Source organism: Pseudomonas sp. HLT2-19-2, from assembly GCF_054898005.1.
In genome coordinates this window covers 5,623,867-5,640,671 of sequence record NZ_CM142712.1, presented here as the reverse complement: position 1 = coordinate 5,640,671, position 16,805 = coordinate 5,623,867, and the positions used below count along the sequence as shown (strand labels likewise).

The window sequence follows — 16,805 nt, the reverse complement described above, 5'->3', positions numbered from 1 at the left end:
CCTGACGAACGGTACAGGTCGATTAGCTGTAGGCTCACACGAGCCAACTTTAAATCAGGAGCTACCCCATGGACTTTATTCGCATCATCATCGCCATTCTATTGCCGCCACTGGGTGTGTTTCTGCAAGTCGGTTTCGCCGGTGCGTTCTGGCTGAATATTCTGCTGACGTTGTGCGGTTACATCCCCGGGATCGTGCATGCGGTGTACATCATCGCCAAGCGCTGAGTTCGCGGCGTCAGATAGATTCCATTCGCGAGCAAGGCTTGCCCGCGAATGGAACGCTGCGATCTCAGTCCACCAGCGCCATCACTCTTCGATAAAACAACCACTCCTGCTCCAGCGCATGGGCCTGATTGCCGGCCTTGCGAAAGCCATGGCGTTCGTCAGCGTAATAATGCGCTTCAACCAGAATGCCGTTGTCCTGCAACGCCGTGACCATGTCGCGGGTCTGTTGAGGAACCACCACGGCGTCCAGCTCACCCTGAAAGAAAATCACCGGCACACTGATATTGCCCGCATGCAATAGCGGTGTTCGTGCAGCGTAGCGTTCGGCATCCTGCACCGGGTCGCCGATCAGCCAATCCAGATAATCGCCTTCGAACTTGTGGGTCGTCCGGCCCAGTGCCACCGGATCACTAACGCCATACAGGCTCGTGCCGGCGCGGAAGACTGTGTGAAAGGCCAGCGCACACAGTGTGGTGTAGCCGCCGGCACTGCCACCGCGAATAAACGCCTTGTTGCCGTCGATCAGTCCGCGTTCCGCAAGATGAGCGACGACTGCGCAGGCATCCTCCACATCCACTTCGCCCCAACTCAAGTGCAGCGCTTGTCGATAAGCCCGGCCGTAGCCACTGCTGCCGCGGTAGTTGAGGTCGGCCACGGCGAAGCCGCGTTGAGCCCAATACTGGATGCGCGGATCGAGCATGGGGTAGCAGGCTGAAGTCGGGCCACCGTGGATAAACACCACCAGAGGCGGTTTTGCTTCACCGGTTATCGCTGGATAGAAAAAACCGTGTGCCTCGCCCGAACCGCTCGGGTAGCGCAGGGTTTGCGGGACGCTGATCTGTTCGGCGGGCAACGGTGCAATACCGCCAGCCAATGTTTTGACCTGCTGGGTTTGGCGGTCGATGGCAATGACTGCCGACGAACTGACTGGCGAAGCGGCGATGCAGTAAATGAACCGCTCATCCAGCGCGAGATGGCGGAACCGGCTGTAATCGCCAGTGAAATCTTCACGGGAGTCACCACAAAGACCCAGTCTGCCAAACCCGTTTTCGGTCCAGCTTGCCAGATAGCTGCTTTCGCTCAGCGGCAACCAGGTGCTGCCACCCAGCTGCCATGGCGCTGGCGCATGATCGGCAGCGGCACTCGGCAGCGGTCTCAGACCGTCTGTCGATTCCACCCAAGGCTGCCAGTAGCCGCCGCGATCAGTCAGGCAAAACAAATGGCTACTTGCGTCAAACCTCGGTTGTTGCAGCGATTCCTCAGCGTCTTCGCCAGCCACGCAACGCGGCAGAGCAAAGCTGCCATCGTTCTGGCGTTCGGCAACCATCAGGCGAGTCGCGGTCCATGGTTGATCCGGACGACTCCACTCGATCCACGCCAGTCGTTGCGCGTCGGGGCTCAACGTCGGTGCGGCATAGAAGTCGGCGCCTTCGGCCAGCAGATGGCGTACGCCGTCGGCCACATCGATAGCCACCAGACGATGCCGATCGCGGTTTTCTTCAACCGCCAATACCTGCCCATTGGCGAACTGCAGATCGCCGTATCGGCATTCGCTTAAGCTCAGCAACTCCGGTGTTTCGCCTGCCAGCGACTGCCGATACAGCTGTTGGTCCGCCTCGTTGACGAACACGATCCCGTCATCGGTCAGACAAAACGCTCCACCGCCATATTCGTACACCCGACTGCGTGCACTGAAGCCCGCAGGCGTCAGGCAATGCGCCTGGCCATCACGCCAATGCCAGATCCGGCAGGCGGCATCCTCGGGTCGGTACTCGTTCCAGAACAAGCCATTTTGGCCGACCTGCAACTCGGCGAAGTCGATGCCGGCCGCGACGGCCCTGGCAGCACTGAAGGGTTCAGCTTTTAGCGATGAGTCGTGAATTTCGTTCATTGCGAAACGCCAGTTGTTCGATGGTCTGGGTCGCGTGCTCGGCTTCTTCGCGTGCCTTGAGGATCACGCCGTGATGTTCCGACTTGCTGCACACCGGGTCGGCATTGCTCGCGTCCCCCGTGAGCATGAATGCCTGGCAGCGACAGCCGCCGAAGTCTTTTTCTTTCTCGTCGCAGGAACGGCACGGCTCGGGCATCCAGTCGTAACCGCGGAAGCGGTTGAAGCCGAACGAGTCGTACCAGATGTGCTGCATGCTGTGGTCGCGCACGTTGGGAAACTGCACCGGCATCTGTCGGGCGCCGTGACAGGGCAGGGCGGTTCCGTCCGGTGTGACGGTAAGAAAGATGCTGCCCCAACCGTTCATGCAGGCTTTCGGGCGTTCTTCGTAATAGTCCGGGGTGACGAAAATCAGCTTGCACGGATGCCCTTCGGCTTCCAGTTTGGCGCGGTATTCGTTGGTGATGCGTTCGGCGCGGACCAGCTGTTCCTTGGTCGGCAACAGACCGACCCGATTGAGCTGCGCCCAACCGTAAAACTGGCAAGTGGCGAGTTCCACAAAGTCCGCCTCAAGGGCGATGCACAACTCGATTATCCGGTCGATCTTGTCGATGTTGTGCCGATGGGTCACGAAGTTCAGCACCATCGGATAGCCGTGGGCTTTCACCGCGCGAGCCATTTCCAGCTTCTGCGCGAAGGCCTTTTTCGAGCCGGCCAGCAAGTTGTTCACGTGCTCGTCGCTGGCCTGAAAGCTGATCTGAATATGGTCCAGGCCGGCCTTCTTGAAGTCGCTGATTTTCTGCTCGGTCAGGCCGATGCCCGAGGTGATCAGGTTGGTGTAGAAACCCAGTTTGCGCGCCTCGGCAATCAGCTCGGCGAGGTCCTGGCGCACCAGCGGTTCGCCGCCGGAAAAGCCCAACTGCGCCGCGCCCATCTCCCGCGCTTCGCGAAATACCTTGATCCACTGCTCGGTGCTCAGTTCTTTACCTTGCTCGGCGAAGTCCAGCGGATTGGAACAGTACGGGCATTGCAGTGGGCAGCGATACGTCAGCTCGGCGAGCAGCCACAAGGGCAGACCGATTTCGGGCTTGGGCGGTAACTTGTCTGACGCGGAATCAGGCAAGTTCGATCCAGTGCTGAGCACGGGCAACCTCCATGAATTGCTCGATGTCTTCACCGAGCTCAGGCACGCCGGGGAACTGCGCGTCCAGTTCGGCGATGATCGCCGCGACATCACGCTCGCCATCGATCAAGCCTCCGATCATTGCGGCGCTTTCATTGAGTTTGATCATGCCTTCCGGGTAGAGCAGCACATGACCTTTCTGCGCCGGTTCGTACTGGTAGCGGTAGCCCTGACGCCAGGTTGGGGTCTTGCTGCGATCGAAACTCATAAGGTGATTCCTTTGTGCCAAACCCGTTGTTCGGTCACGCTGTGGTACGGCGGGCGATTCAATTCGTAGGCCATGCTCATGGCATCGAGCATGCTCCAAAGAATGTCCAGTTTGAACTGGAGAATTTCCAGCATGCGCTCTTGGCCGACCCGCGTCGTGTAGTGCTGCAAAGTGATCGCCAAACCGTGTTCCACGTCGCGGCGCGCCTGACCCAGGCGGGTGCGGAAATACTCGTAACCGGCCGGATCGATCCACGGGTAATGCTGCGGCCAGCTGTCCAGGCGCGACTGGTGGATCTGCGGCGCGAACAGTTCGGTGAGTGAGCTGCTGGCGGCTTCTTGCCAACTGGCCCGGCGGGCGAAGTTGACGTAGGCGTCCACGGCAAATCGCACGCCGGGCAGTACCAATTCCTGAGAGCGCAGCTGATCCGGGTCGAGGCCTACGGCCTGGCCCAGACGCAGCCAGGCTTCGATGCCGCCGTCTTCGCCGGGGGCACCGTCATGGTCGAGCAAGCGCTGAATCCACTCGCGACGGATTTCTCGATCAGGGCAGTTCGCTAGAATCGCGGCGTCTTTCAGGGGAATGTTCACCTGATAATAGAAACGGTTGGCGACCCAGCCCTGGATCTGTTCGCGCGTCGCCCGGCCTTCATACATCGCCACGTGATACGGGTGATGGATATGGTAGTAGGCGCCCTTGGCGCGCAGGGCGGCTTCGAATTCGGCGGGGGACATTGCTGTGTCAGTCATTTCGGTTCTCCGGGAACTGTGGGAACAAATCCCTACAGCACAATACTCATGCCGTCGTAGGCCACTTCAACATTGCGCCGAGTCAGTTCTGCACGCTCAGGCGAATCCTCATCGAGAATCGGGTTGGTGTTGTTGATGTGGATAAGTACTTTGCGCTGCTTGGGCAGTTGTTCCAGCACTTCCAGCATGCCGCCGGGGCCGTTCTGCGCCAGGTGGCCCATTTCCCGACCGGTACGAGTGCCGACGCCACGGCGCTGCATTTCGTCGTCGTCCCACATCGTGCCGTCCACCAGCAGGCAATCGCTGCCGGCCATGATCTCCAGCAGCGGTGCGTCGACCTTGCCCAGGCCCGGTGCGTAGAACAGTTTGCCACCGGTGTTGAGGTCTTCGACGATCAGGCCGATGTTGTCGCCCGGGTGTGGGTCGAAGCGGTGCGGCGAGTACGGCGGCGCGGCGCTGCGTAGCGGCAAGGGGGTGAAGCGCAGGCTCGGGCAGGCCGGGATGGTGAAGCTTTGGTCAAGTTCGATGCGGTTCCAGGTCAGCCCGCCGTTCCAGTGGGTCAGCATGCTAAACAGGGGGAAACCGGTGCTCAGGTCTTCGTGAACCATGTCAGTGCACCAGACCTGGTGCGGGCAACCTTCGCGCAGGCTGAGCAGGCCGGTGGTGTGGTCGATCTGGCTGTCCATCAGGATGATCGCGTCGATACCGGTATCGCGCAGGGCGCGGCCCGGTTGCATCGGGGCGTAGCTCTGGAGCTGGGCGCGGATGTCCGGCGATGCGTTACACAGCACCCAGTTCGCGCCGTTATCGGAAATCGCAATGGACGACTGGGTTCGCGCCTTGGCGTTCAGGCTGCCGTCGCGAAAGCCTGCGCAGTTCACGCAATTGCAATTCCACTGCGGGAAACCACCGCCGGCGGCGGAACCTAGAATCTGGACGAACATGGGTGCTCCATCATTTCAACGCTGAAAACAAAAACGCCTCGGCGAACCGAGGCGCTGAACCAAGCGCTCTACCTAAACGGCAGAACTTAGCGGCTTGCGAAGTACATGGTGACTTCAAAGCCGATACGCAGGTCGGTGTAAGCAGGTTTGGACCAGGACATAGGAGCGCTCCTTCAGGTGATGGGACAGTTGAGATCTATACATATAGTCCACCTCCAGCCGGAGATGTTCAGATAGTTAGGTGGCTATGTTACTCAAAATTACAGGGCGATTGGCCGGGAATCTTTGAGAAAGCTAATTGCAGCACCGGTAATGATCATTTTGCCGCTTGCCAAGGCGAGCTCGGGCACGGTCCGTTGGCCAGACAGCGCCAACCATCTTCTGCCTGATTCAGTCGATGTGCTGCGGCCAGTAACATTTCACGGTCGATCCTCAGAATCGTCTGAGGCAGAAGCTCCAGATAATCCGACGAGTGGCCAGCCAGTTTGCTTTGCCAGAGCAGTTCGGCGGCCTGCGCATCGGGTAGCGCCGCGGGATCGAATTGCTCGGCCAGTGCCTGGCGCTGGTCGATGAAGGCCACGTCATCGATGTCGCCGATCATCCCGGCCAAATCGCTCAGGAAATGTTCAATGTGTTCCAGCAGATCCAGAGGCGCGACACTTGGAGATTGCACGCCGAACAGTAGCCCGGCCTGTCCATGGATCTGCCGCAGGGCGCTGAACACCGCATAACCGAGCTGCAGCTCCACCCGCAGGCGTTGGTAAAACGGCGTCTGGCAGAGGTGAGCCAGCAAGCGCCAGGCGGCTTCGTCAGCGATGTCCCGGGTTGCGGTCGGACAGAAGAGCAACAGCGCGTGTTCGCTGGACCCGGTATCGACAGCGCTCCAGAGACGCTGCGTGCTGATCGGGGAGGGCGGCGTCAGTTGATTGTCCGCAGCGCCTGGCACACGACTCAAGGCAAGGCCTATCGCCGCTTGTGTCTGGGCGGACAGGCCGGTCGCCAGACCATCCCAGCGTGCGCTTGACCAAAGCTGCATCAAGTCGTCCGAGTCAGCGGTGCGCTCAAGGCAGTGATCAGGCAGCGCTTTAAGCAACTGTCGAATCGGCATCAACGCAACGCTCGGCAGCTCTTCTTGCGAGAAACTGGCATCAGGTGTCGTCAGTTCTTTCAGCGCATGTTCGAGGACGGTCGGCATCGGCTCCTGTAGCCCGGTCATTTTCAGCAGCCATTCATTGCCTGATGCGCTGAAGGAAAAATCGACACCTGCCTGACGAGCGTCTTCACGCAACGGCTGAAGGCGGTTTTCCAGGCTTGCCTGAAGGTTGCTGCGAGGTGCCAAGTCCAGACGCCAGCGCAGGTAAACGGCACCTTCGACAGTGTTATCCGGCAACGCCTGACTGAATTGCATGGGCGAACGTTCGCGACGGCCTCGCGAACGATCCTGGGCAAAGGTCCGCAGGCCTCGGTGTTTGCTGGTCTGGCCGCGGATCAGTCCGGCACTTGAGGCCGGAGTCTCGGCGCGCAAAAACGGATTGGGTGTTGGCAGTTGCCATTGGCCGGTGAAGTTATCCACAGCGCCGATTTGTTTCAGTATCTCCTTGAGCGCTGTAACGCCCAATTCAGATAACCCGGCTTCGCGCTGTTCGCTGTCCAGCCCGGCCAGTTGCAGGGCGCCGCTGACTTGCTGCTGGCGTTGCAGCAGGGCGGCGTATTCTTCGCGCAATCCGGTCCAGGGTTGCTGCGAGGCAAAGAATCCAAGCCAATCCAGTAGCCGCTCGCGGATTCCGGTGGGAGTCGCTTTGGTAGGCAGCGTGAATTCGATGTGCAACAAGGCCTGGCTGGCGAACTGATACAACGGCGCAGCTTTCAGGCTGTCAGCCAGCCCGCGCTCGCGCAGTTGTGCCAGCAGACCACCGGGTTTCGCGGCGTTCAGCCAATGACACAGAAACGCCAGCGCTTCGGACGATGAATCCGGCAACGCTTCGAAGGCAAACAGCTGATCCAGTCGGCGCGCTCCAGCTTGTTGATAACTTTTGTCCGAAAAATCCATCAGCGATGGAGGTGCTTGTTGCGGGACCTTTTCCCCTATGGGAATAGCAGCGCTAAAGCTCTCAGCCATCGCCCTCAACTCATCGAAACTCTGCGGCCCGGCCAGGCTCAAGGTCATCTGCCCGGTCTGATAAAACCGCTGATAGACATCCTGCAAGGCTTGCTGGAACTCAGGTTGCGGGACCGGCAGGCTGTAGCGGTTTCCGGCATGAAACGCCCGCAGTGGGTGTGCCGCTGAAAGACCGTCGAACAGCGAGAATTGCTGCTGAGCTGCCGTATCCCGAGACCATGCGACAAATTCTGCGTGCAGCACTTCCCGTTCCCGCAATTGATCGTCCGAAGTCATACGCGCATGAGCGAGCATATCCGACAGACGCTCCAGTCCGCCGGAAAACGCCTGAGGCGGCAATTCGAAAAAGTAGTCCGTGGTGCGTTCGCTGGTCTTGGCATTCACCTGACCGCCATGACCCTGGACGTAGGCCATCAGCCCAAGGCCAGCGGGAAAGCGCTCTGTACCGAGAAACAGCAGGTGTTCGAGAAAGTGCGCCAGCCCGGGCCAGGCCAGCGACACATCATGGCTGCCAGCAGCGACTCGCAACGCAGCAGCACTACGCTTCAAATCGGGCACATGATGCAGCGTCACCCGCAGACCGTTGGCCAGGGTTTCAGTGAGAAGGTGGGGGTGATTCAGCGCAGGCATGAGCACTTCCAGAGCAGAGAAGCGCTAATGCTAGCGGATAACTCAGCGCTTGTTCAGCTCGCTGTAAAGCTCGGGACGACGATCAAGCAGATAGCGATTGGCAGCGCGCGAATTAACCATCAACTGCCGATCCAGCTCGCCCACAATCAACGCTTCATCCAGCCCGGCCTGGGCGATACGGCTACCATCCGGCGCGGCGATGCTGCTTTGGCCGCAGTAATGGATGTCGCCTTCGTGGCCGCAGTAGTTGGCGTAAGCCACATAACATTGGTTTTCGAAGGCCCGGGCACGGACGGTGACATCGGCAACAAAATCGAAGGGAATCATGTTCGCCGTCGGCACCAAAATCAGCTCGGCACCGGCCAGGGCCAGGCGCCGAGCGTTTTCCGGGAACTCCATGTCGTAACAGATCAGGAAGCCGAGCTTCCAGCCATTGAGCTCGACCAGCGGGAAATCATCCCCTCCGGCGCTGAACATCGAGTGATCGAGGTCGCCGAACAGGTGAGTCTTGCGGTAGTTGCACAACCGCTCGCCATGAGCGTCGATCAACTGTACGGCGTTGTAGATCTGGCCGTCCTCCGTACGCTCGGGGTAGCCATAAAGAATGGCAATCCCGGCAGTCTTGGCAATGCGCGCGATCTGTTGCGCCGATTCACCGTTATGCACCTCCGCGAGGATGCTGACCGCATCGACGCCGATGTTGTAGCCAGTCAGGAACATCTCCGGCAGGACCAGCAAGTCTGCACCCTTGGCTTCCAGCGCCAATTGATGCAGGCGTTGCAGGTTGCCTGCGACATCCAGGGGCAGCGGTGGACATTGGTAAAGGGCTACGCGCATTTCGGATTCCTCTTACTCGGGCAAGGCGATCGGACCGATTTCGTTGAACACATCTCCTGGGCCCGGATTCTCGGCGTGAGTTTCACCGCCGAAGTGTTTCATGATGCCCCACACCGCATTGAGCGAGGTCTGCACCGCGCCTTCGACCCAGGCCGGCGTCCACGAAACGTCGTCGCCGGCGATGAAGATGCCGCGCTGCTCGGCCGGCATGTCGGCCTGCATGAAGTGCGCGTACATGCGTTGGTTGTAGCGGTAATGGCCGGGCAGGGCGCCTTTGAAAGCACCGAGAAAATGCGGGTCGGCTTCCCAGGACACGGTGATCGGATCGCCGATGATCCGCGCGGCGATGTCGACTTTCGGGTAGATCTTTTTCAACGCATCCAGTGCCAGCTTCACGCGCTTTTCCACCGGGTGCGGGAGCATTTTCAGCGCGTCGCTCATCCACGAGTACGACAGGCAAATCACCCCAGGCTTGTCGTCGCCGTTGTCGAAGAGGTAGGTGCCGCGGGTCAGGCGATCGGTGAGGGTCATGCTCATCAGGTCGCGGCCGGTTTCCGGATCCTTGTCCTTCCAGAACGGCCGGTCGACCATCACGAAGGTTTTCGACGATTGCATGTAGCGGGTGCGGTCGAGGGCCATCCACATCTTTTGCGAGAACAGGGTTTCGTCGCATTCGATCTGGGTGGTCAGCAGCCAGCTCTGGCAGGTGGTCAGTACCGCCGCGTATTCGCGTGTGTCGCCGTAGTTGTCAGTGACCGTGAAACGGCCGTTCGGTGCGTGGGCGATTTTTTTCACACCGGAACGCGGTGCGCCGCTGTGCAGCGAGCTGAGACTGGTGCCTTCAGGCCAATGCACGCAACGCTCCGGCACATGACGCCAGATGCCCAGCGGCACTTGTTCCACGCCACCGACCACCAAGTGCTGGTGATCGTCACAGTTGGTCATGACCACACGGAAGATTTCCAGCATCGAGTTCGGGAAGTCCGAGTCCCAGCCGCCGGTACCGAAACCGACCTGGCCGAACACTTCGCGATGATGGAAAGAGAGCTTGGCGAAGGCTTTGGAAGTGGCAACGAAGTCATAGAACGTGCGGTCGTCCCACAGCGGAACGAGGGTGTTCCACAGCTCTTTGAGGCGCGGTACATCGCGGTCGCGGATTGCTTGCTGGATGTCAGAGAACTGCGAACCGGCTTCCAGTGCATCGGCCCAGGCATCGGCGACTTCCTGGAACAGTGCAGGAAGATCCGCCAGCTTCTGTGCGTAATGGGTCTGGCCTTCGAGGTCGATCACCGTGCTGCCCGAGGCAGGTGTCAGTGGGTTCGGGAAAGGTTTTGTTTGCAGGCCCAGCTTGTCGACGTAGTGATAAAACGCGGTGGACGACACCGGGAAGCGCATGCCGCCGAGCTCGGCGACGATGCCTTCAGCGCCGTTGAATGCCTGGGAGCGCAGACGGCCGCCCATTTTCGAGGCTTCGTAGACGACGGGTTTGAGGCCCAGTTTCATCAATTCGTACGCCGCCACCAGGCCGGCGATGCCGGCACCAACAATCGCTACCTCGGCGCCGTGATTGTGTGCAGGAATGCTGCCCAGGCCGGCCGGGTGTTCGATCCAGTCGTCGAAGGCGAAAGGAAAGTCCGGGCCGAAAATGGTGACTGGTTTTTTACCGTCTGCAGGATGGCGATTGTTCTTGTTCATGGCTGACCTTGCTGGCGACCCGAAGCGGAATGCGCGTCTGAGTATAGGAAAAGATGGCAGCCATTCTAGAGAGCATAGAACACGTTAATAAGACGCAATGTGTCGTCGTTTTGCTTGTAAATACTGCAATTTGACGAGCGCAACGAGCAAATTGGATTAAACCGGCTGGCCGCGATCAATCTTGCTGCTGAGAATGATTGAGGTCGTGGTCTTTTCCACGCCATCCACGCTGCCAATTTGATCGAGCAACTGATCCAGCTGCTCAGGTGAATCGGTGCGCAACCACGCCACATAATCAAATTCGCCACTCACCGCACACAACTGCTGCACCTGAGCCATCGCACTGAGACGTCGCAGCACTTCCTTGCCCGAGCGCGGTTGCACCGTGATCCCGACGTACGCCTGCAAGCCGCCATCCACGACACGTTGACCCAAACGCACGCCGTAACCGGTGATTACTTTGGCCTTTTCCAGCCGAGCCAATCGCGAAGTGACGGTGGTGCGAGCGATGCCCAATTGTCGCGCGAGCATGGCCACGCTCTCACGGGCATTGATTTGCAGGGCTGCGATCAACTGGCGGTCGATTTCGTCAAGAACGGGTGGGCGAGTGTCAGGCAAAGGTTGTCTCCAGCGGTACAGATCAATGGGTTGGCATGTTACAGGCACATCTCGCACAGCGCTCGTAGGGTCGAAGAGCTCCCGGTGCCTCAGGGCAACGTGCCCGGCGAACGCTAATCGCCGAACCTGCCGTCAATCGGTAATAAGACACTGACCGAGTCCGACATGCGATAGCTAAGCGCTACGCCGTCAACAGGACGATAGGATGGACAGCAACAGTTACTCGTAGTCGAATGCGAAATCGAGGGATGCGAGGTGATTGAAATGACGAACAAGATGCCTCCCGCTATACGGGACTATGCATTGCAGATTGCCCATCACGAAATGGGGCACTACGTCATGGCCCGAGCCCTGGAGTTTGCAACGGGCGGCGTGACCCTGACAGTGACCATGGATTTAAGGCATCAAGGAGGCGCTTCGATCACCTTGGTGCGATCCATTTCGTCGATAGATGCGATGAAGGAGCATTTGGAAGCCCGGATGATGGTCCTCCTTGCTGGCGCTATGGGCCAGACATTACCTTCAAAACATTCGGCCCAAAAACGCATCGATAAGTCGAAAGCGATAGCCATCCTCAAAGGAGAGCTTGGGGCGGAACAGGATTACGCAAAAATAAGGGAGTTGCGGCACTTGCTGCGCAATATCGCCTACCCCGATACGGCCCCCGCGTCGTCTGACCGCATAACGGCCGAGCTGAAAGAGATAACTGATCGCGTGTGGCGCCGGACTCAAACGATCGTAGAGGCATTGGCCGTCACGATTACCGGATTGGCAGGAGCGCTGGTGGACGGCATGGTCATCGTGGAGCAGTGGGGTAGGGCGGCGGATACGTATGAGGTAGTTCTGACGGGGGAAATGCTTGAACGGATGCGGCTCGTGCAGGCTATTCCTTCGTTAAGTGTTGCTTCTTAAGCTGCCGAAATCATCGTTAACAATTGTCACAGGAATCAGGGTAGTCGGACGGCCACTGGAGCTCATACATTTATTCCTTTGAGGTTATATTCCTTTGGTGGCATATTTGTATGAAGTGGGACGTTGAATATACCGATGAATTTGAGGACTGGTGGGATCGCCTCAATGATGCTGAGCAGGACTCGGTCCAGGCCACGGTGATGTTGCTAGGCGATGACGGACCGCATTTGGGTTTTCCGCACACCAGCGATATCAAGGGGGCGCGGCATGGCAACGTCCGTGAGTTGCGAGTGCAACACGCTGGCAGGCCTTACCGTGTGCTGTATGCCTTTGATCCACGACGCTGCGCGATCCTGCTGATCGGCGGTGACAAAACCGGTCAGGGTCGTTGGTATCTGGAGTATGTACCGCTGGCCGAATGTCTGTACGACGAGCACTTGGAAACGTTGAAGAAGGAGGGCAATGACAATGGCTAAAAAATTTGCTGATTTGGTAGCGCGGCGCTCTCCTGCGTCTCAAGCGCGTGTCGACGCCCTGCATCGGAAACTGCGAGCGGAAATGCCGTTACACGAGTTGCGCCAGGCTCAGGCATTGAGCCAAGACACCCTGGCGAAGGCACTACATGTCAATCAGGCGGCAATTTCCAAGATGGAGCGACGTACCGACATGTACATCAGCACGTTGCGCAACTATATCCGCGCCATGGGGGGCGAGCTGGAAATCATCGCAACCTTTCCCGAGGGGCAGGTTAAAATCGAGAACTTTGCCAACTGAGCGATGGAACAAGTATCTGCAAAACCAATCGCCATACACGAAAAAAGCCGCGCATTGCGCGGCTTTCTTGTTTGGTGGGCCCAGTAGGACTCGAACCTACGACCAAGGGATTATGAGTCCCCTGCTCTAACCAACTGAGCTATAGGCCCTCAGTAGGCCGCGGATTATAGCGACGGTTTCTCCGCTGTGCTATCCGAAAAGTCTGAAATGGCTATACGAAGAAACGTCGCGGCAAATTCGTCCGGTGGCAACGGCAGGCTGACGATGTAGCCCTGGATCTGTTCACAGCCTTCGGCAGCGAGAAATTGCTGCTGCGCGAGGGTTTCGACGCCCTCGGCAATGATGGTGAATTGCATGCTGCGGCCCAGGGCTATGATGGCGCGAACGATGGCTGCGTCGTGGGGATCATCCGGCAGGCCGCGGACGAAAGACTGGTCGATCTTGAGAATGTCCAACGGCAGACGTTTGAGGTAACTCAAGGACGAGTACCCGGTGCCAAAGTCGTCGATCGCCAGTTGCACGCCCAGGTGTTTGAGTTGGTGCAGCACTGCCAGCGCCTCTTCAGCCTGGCTCATGATGAAGTTTTCGGTAATTTCCAGTTGCAGGAAACCGGGCTTGAGGCGGTTGTCCTTGAGCAATTGTTCGATTCGGCCGAGCAGATTCGGCTGACGCAACTGAGCTCCCGCGAGGTTGACCGACAGCGGTCCGACGGGTTCGTACACCTGATTCCATTCGAACATCTGCCGGCAGGCGGTTTCGAGAACCCAATCGCCGATTTGCAGGATCATGCCGTTTTCTTCGGCCAGCGGGATGAAGTGTTCCGGCGGCACATCACCGAAGGTCGGGTGGCGCCAGCGAATGAGCGCTTCTGCGCCGACCAGGCGATGGTCGACCAGGCTGATCTTCGGTTGATAGTGGAGGTGCAGCTCATTGCGCTCGATAGCGCGTCGCAGTTCATGTTCCAGTGCCACTCGCTCGCTCGCTTGAGCGGTGAGGTCGCGGGTGTAGCTTTCGACCCGGTTGCGACCCTTCGCCTTGGAGCGATACATCGCCGCATCGGCGTTCTTGACCAGCGTGGCGACGTCGCAGCCATCTTTGGGATACAAGCTGGTGCCGATACTGGCGCTAATAAAAAACTCATGTTCGCCGGCCTGGAACGGTGCGCCGAAGCAATTGAGCAACTTGGTCGCGATGTTGTCGGCGTCACTGGCTTGCTGCAGACCGGGCAGCAGGATGATGAATTCGTCGCCGCCCAGGCGCGCTACGGTGTCGATGTCGCGCAACTGTTCCTTGAGGCGCACGGCAATGCCCTTGAGCAGCAGGTCGCCGACCGGGTGACCCAAGCTGTCGTTGATGTGTTTGAAACGGTCCAGGTCCAGAAACAGCACCGCGCCCTGGCCGCCGTTTTCCTGTTGGTTGTTGAGCGCAGTCAGCAATCGGCTCTCGAACAGCGTGCGATTTGGCAGGCCGGTCAGCGGGTCGTGGTGTGCCTGATAATCGAGTTTGGCCTGGGCGTGTTTGAGGCTGGAAATGTCCGCGAACACCGCGACAAAGTGGGTGACAAATTTGTCCCGGTTGCGCACCGCACTGATGGTCAGCCAGCTCGGGTAGAGCTCGCCATTCTTGCGCCGGTTGGAAATCTCGCCCTGCCAATGACCTTCGGCAGTCAGTTGATGCCACATGGCGGCATAGAACGCGCTGTCGTGCAGGCCCGAGGCGAGCAGGCGAGGGGTGTGACCCAATGCTTCGCTCTCGCTGTAACCGGTGATTTCAGTAAACGCACGATTGACCGCGCTGATGTGCTGTTGAGTGTCGGTGATCAATACACCCTCGGCGGTGCTCTCGAAGACCGTGGCGGCCTGCTGCAGTTTCTCCTGCATCAGGTGTCGCTCGGTGATGTCCCGGGCGATGGTCAACATGCAGTCTTCATCGCCGATCGGCAGCGGACGGCTGGACACCTCGCAGAGGCGGATCTGCCCGTCGCTGCGGCGTATATGGCAACTGAAGTCGCGGACGAAACCGTCCCGGTGCAGCAGATCGAGCATCTGTTTGCGTTCGTTGAGATTGACCCAGATCCCCAGCTCGAGGACGGAGCGATCCACGGACATCGCGCTATTGAAACCGGTAATGCGACTGAAACCCTCATTGACCTCAAGCAGTAAACCGTCGCTCTGCCGGGACAATAGCAAGCCGTCGGGGGAGGCATGGAAGGCCTTGGCGAATTTCTCTTCGGAGGTCTGCAGCTGTTGCTGGGTTTCCTTGAGCTGGCTGATATCCCGCACCACCACCACCAGCGCCGGGGTGGTATCGAGGTCGAATGGTTCTGCGGAGATCAGGCCGGTAAACACTTGCCCATTGTTGCGGCGAAAGGGCATCTCCAGGTTACGGATGCTGCCGGCCTGCAACCGCTGCAACAAACCCGGCCCGACGCCGGGTATGCCCCAGATGTTCAGGTCGGTGGAGGTCTGGCCGATGACGTCTTCGGCCATGAGGCCGATCTGTTCTTCGAACGCTTCGTTGACCTCCAGCAGACAGCCGTCGGAGAGTCGCGCGATGACCAGAATGTCCGGGCATTGCTGGAACACCGAGGCGAACTTCTGCTCCGACAGGCGCAACGCCTCTTCAGTGCGCTTGGCTTCGCTGATGTCGATCATCAATCCGCGCATCACCGGTTCATGACCGTGCTCAATCAGGCTGACGATATCGCGCACCCAAATGCAGCGGCCGTCGGCGGTGATCACTCGGTAATCGAGACTGTGATCGCGCCCGGCCAGTACTTCGTGATTGCAGAAGGTCTGGGCGCGGGTCAGGTCGGCCGGGTGAATAATGTTGCGCCAGAAGCCCGGAATCAGCCAATGAGACAGGGGGTAGCCGAGTAGATCCTCGGCATGGGGCGACACATAGCTGTAAGTGAAATCGCTGATCCGCGCTTCCCAGGCGATGGCCGAAAGGCTCTCCACCAGCCCGCGGTAGTGGTATTCGCTGCTGCGCAGTTCTTGTTCCAGATCGACCCGACGGGCAATTTCTGAACTCAGTCGGCGGTTGATCCGGAGAACTACCGCCAGCACGATGATCAACACCAGCAACCCCGGTAGACCGTAAACCAGCAGATCGGTCCAGAAGGTTCGATGATCGAGAACGTTGCCGACCCAATGCTCCTGAATGGCATTGATTTCGTCCGGGGTCATGTCGGCCAGGACTTTATCCAGAATGCCGACCAGCATTTTGTTGTCCCGAGGCACGCCCATAGCCAGTTGATAGCGATAGGGGGTTTCGCCGCTGACGTAGAGCCCGTCGAGCTTGAGCTGACGCAGGCTCCAGACGCTGGAGGCGAGATCGCCTACCACTGCGTCCACCTCATCGGTTGCCAGCGCTTGCAGCGCTGAGCTGACATTGGGCATCGCCACCAGATTCAGGTCGGGATTGTGGGTGCGCAACAGCTCGTGGGGGGCGTAGTTTTCCACCACGGCGACTTTCAGCCCATACAGGTCTTCGAGTTTGCGTGGTTGGGGGCCTCCGACATGGGCAAGGATGACAATCGGAAAGTCCAGGTAGGGGCGGGTGAAAGACAGGTAAGTCTGGCGCTCCGGAGTCGACATGATGCCCGGCAACAAGTCCAGCTTGGCTTTTTTGGCCTGTTCCAGGACAACTGTCCAGCTAACGGGCTCGATGGGCGTCAGCTTGATGGCCAGGCGTTGGCGAATCAGGTCGATATAGTCTGCCGCAAGGCCCTGATAGCGGCCCTGATCGTCGCGAAACTCGAAGGGAGGCCATGAGGCATCGACACCCAGGCGTAAATCCGGGTGTGCCGCCAGCCAGCTACGTTCTTCGTCGGTCAGAGTCAGCGCGCCAGCCGTTGCGGTCCAGGTCAATAGCGACAGCAAAAAAAGCACGGTCGGCAGTCTGGGCATAACGGTCTCGTTATGGCTCGGGGGAATGTTTCGAGTGTAGACGGGCAATTCGGCGGGAGCGAAGTGCGGGGGATTTTATCTGCATAAAGCAAAACCCCCGGCCTGGGCCG

Annotated in this window: 15 protein-coding genes and 1 tRNA gene; 4 read left to right on the top strand and 12 right to left on the bottom strand. The window is 59.0% G+C overall.

Features of this window, described 5'->3' with window-relative positions:
- The first annotated feature begins 68 nt into the window (after positions 1–68).
- Positions 69–227, top strand: coding sequence for a YqaE/Pmp3 family membrane protein (locus ACYZTU_RS26580; protein ID WP_007904205.1), 159 nt, complete (start codon positions 69–71; stop codon positions 225–227).
- 64 nt (positions 228–291) lie between these two features.
- Here the strand turns inward: ACYZTU_RS26580 and ACYZTU_RS26575 are convergent, their stop codons facing one another.
- The 10 genes from ACYZTU_RS26575 to ACYZTU_RS26530 all read right to left on the bottom strand — a co-directional run bounded on the left by ACYZTU_RS26575 (position 292) and on the right by ACYZTU_RS26530 (position 11,098).
- Positions 292–2,118: a S9 family peptidase gene (locus ACYZTU_RS26575; RefSeq protein WP_461966705.1), complete on the bottom strand. Its 1,827-nt coding sequence runs from the start codon at positions 2,116–2,118 to the stop codon at positions 292–294.
- Positions 2,084–3,238 carry a pyrroloquinoline quinone biosynthesis protein PqqE gene (gene pqqE, locus ACYZTU_RS26570; RefSeq protein ID WP_461966703.1) on the bottom strand — a complete coding sequence of 385 codons (1,155 nt, stop codon included), beginning with the start codon at positions 3,236–3,238 and terminating at the stop codon, positions 2,084–2,086. Before pqqE ends, ACYZTU_RS26575 begins: the two co-directional genes overlap by 35 nt.
- The gene (gene pqqD, locus ACYZTU_RS26565) at positions 3,231–3,506 is read right to left on the bottom strand and encodes a pyrroloquinoline quinone biosynthesis peptide chaperone PqqD (RefSeq protein ID WP_461966701.1); all 276 of its coding nucleotides are present in this window, start codon (positions 3,504–3,506) and stop codon (positions 3,231–3,233) included. The genes pqqE and pqqD overlap by 8 nt, the downstream gene beginning before the upstream one ends.
- On the bottom strand, positions 3,503–4,255 hold the full coding sequence (gene pqqC, locus ACYZTU_RS26560) for a pyrroloquinoline-quinone synthase PqqC (protein WP_449645284.1): 753 nt from the start codon (positions 4,253–4,255) through the stop codon (positions 3,503–3,505). Before pqqC ends, pqqD begins: the two co-directional genes overlap by 4 nt.
- A 32-nt stretch (positions 4,256–4,287) precedes the next feature.
- Positions 4,288–5,199, bottom strand: a complete 912-nt coding sequence (gene pqqB / locus ACYZTU_RS26555) for a pyrroloquinoline quinone biosynthesis protein PqqB (RefSeq protein ID WP_461966699.1) — start codon at positions 5,197–5,199, stop codon at positions 4,288–4,290.
- Between the two features lie 86 nt (positions 5,200–5,285).
- Positions 5,286–5,360, bottom strand: a complete 75-nt coding sequence (gene pqqA / locus ACYZTU_RS26550; RefSeq protein WP_009045898.1) for a pyrroloquinoline quinone precursor peptide PqqA — start codon at positions 5,358–5,360, stop codon at positions 5,286–5,288.
- Between the two features lie 155 nt (positions 5,361–5,515).
- A complete protein-coding gene (gene pqqF / locus ACYZTU_RS26545) occupies positions 5,516–7,948 on the bottom strand; it encodes a pyrroloquinoline quinone biosynthesis protein PqqF (protein WP_461966697.1) in 2,433 nt (810 codons plus the stop codon).
- Positions 7,949–7,990: 42 nt separating this feature from the next.
- Entirely contained in the window at positions 7,991–8,785 is a 795-nt protein-coding gene (locus tag ACYZTU_RS26540; protein WP_461966695.1) for a carbon-nitrogen hydrolase family protein, read from the bottom strand.
- A 12-nt stretch (positions 8,786–8,797) separates the two neighbouring features.
- Entirely contained in the window at positions 8,798–10,480 is a 1,683-nt protein-coding gene (locus tag ACYZTU_RS26535; RefSeq protein WP_461966693.1) for a flavin monoamine oxidase family protein, read from the bottom strand.
- A 156-nt stretch (positions 10,481–10,636) separates the two neighbouring features.
- Positions 10,637–11,098, bottom strand: a complete 462-nt coding sequence (locus ACYZTU_RS26530) for an Lrp/AsnC family transcriptional regulator (protein WP_007980298.1) — start codon at positions 11,096–11,098, stop codon at positions 10,637–10,639.
- Positions 11,099–11,362: 264 nt separating this feature from the next.
- Between ACYZTU_RS26530 and ACYZTU_RS26525 the strand changes: the two genes are divergently transcribed.
- From ACYZTU_RS26525 to ACYZTU_RS26515, 3 genes are all read left to right on the top strand, one after another.
- Positions 11,363–12,010, top strand: coding sequence for a peptidase M41 (locus ACYZTU_RS26525; RefSeq protein ID WP_461966692.1), 648 nt, complete (start codon positions 11,363–11,365; stop codon positions 12,008–12,010).
- 110 nt (positions 12,011–12,120) lie between these two features.
- A complete protein-coding gene (locus ACYZTU_RS26520; RefSeq protein ID WP_461966690.1) occupies positions 12,121–12,486 on the top strand; it encodes a type II toxin-antitoxin system RelE/ParE family toxin in 366 nt (121 codons plus the stop codon).
- A complete protein-coding gene (locus ACYZTU_RS26515) occupies positions 12,479–12,784 on the top strand; it encodes an XRE family transcriptional regulator (RefSeq protein WP_461966688.1) in 306 nt (101 codons plus the stop codon). Before ACYZTU_RS26520 ends, ACYZTU_RS26515 begins: the two co-directional genes overlap by 8 nt.
- 72 nt (positions 12,785–12,856) lie before the next feature.
- Here ACYZTU_RS26515 and ACYZTU_RS26510 read toward each other — a convergent pair.
- A tRNA-Ile gene (locus tag ACYZTU_RS26510) sits at positions 12,857–12,933 on the bottom strand.
- Positions 12,934–12,948: 15 nt separating this feature from the next.
- A complete protein-coding gene (locus tag ACYZTU_RS26505) occupies positions 12,949–16,695 on the bottom strand; it encodes an EAL domain-containing protein (RefSeq protein WP_461966686.1) in 3,747 nt (1,248 codons plus the stop codon).
- Positions 16,696–16,805 lie beyond the last annotated feature (110 nt).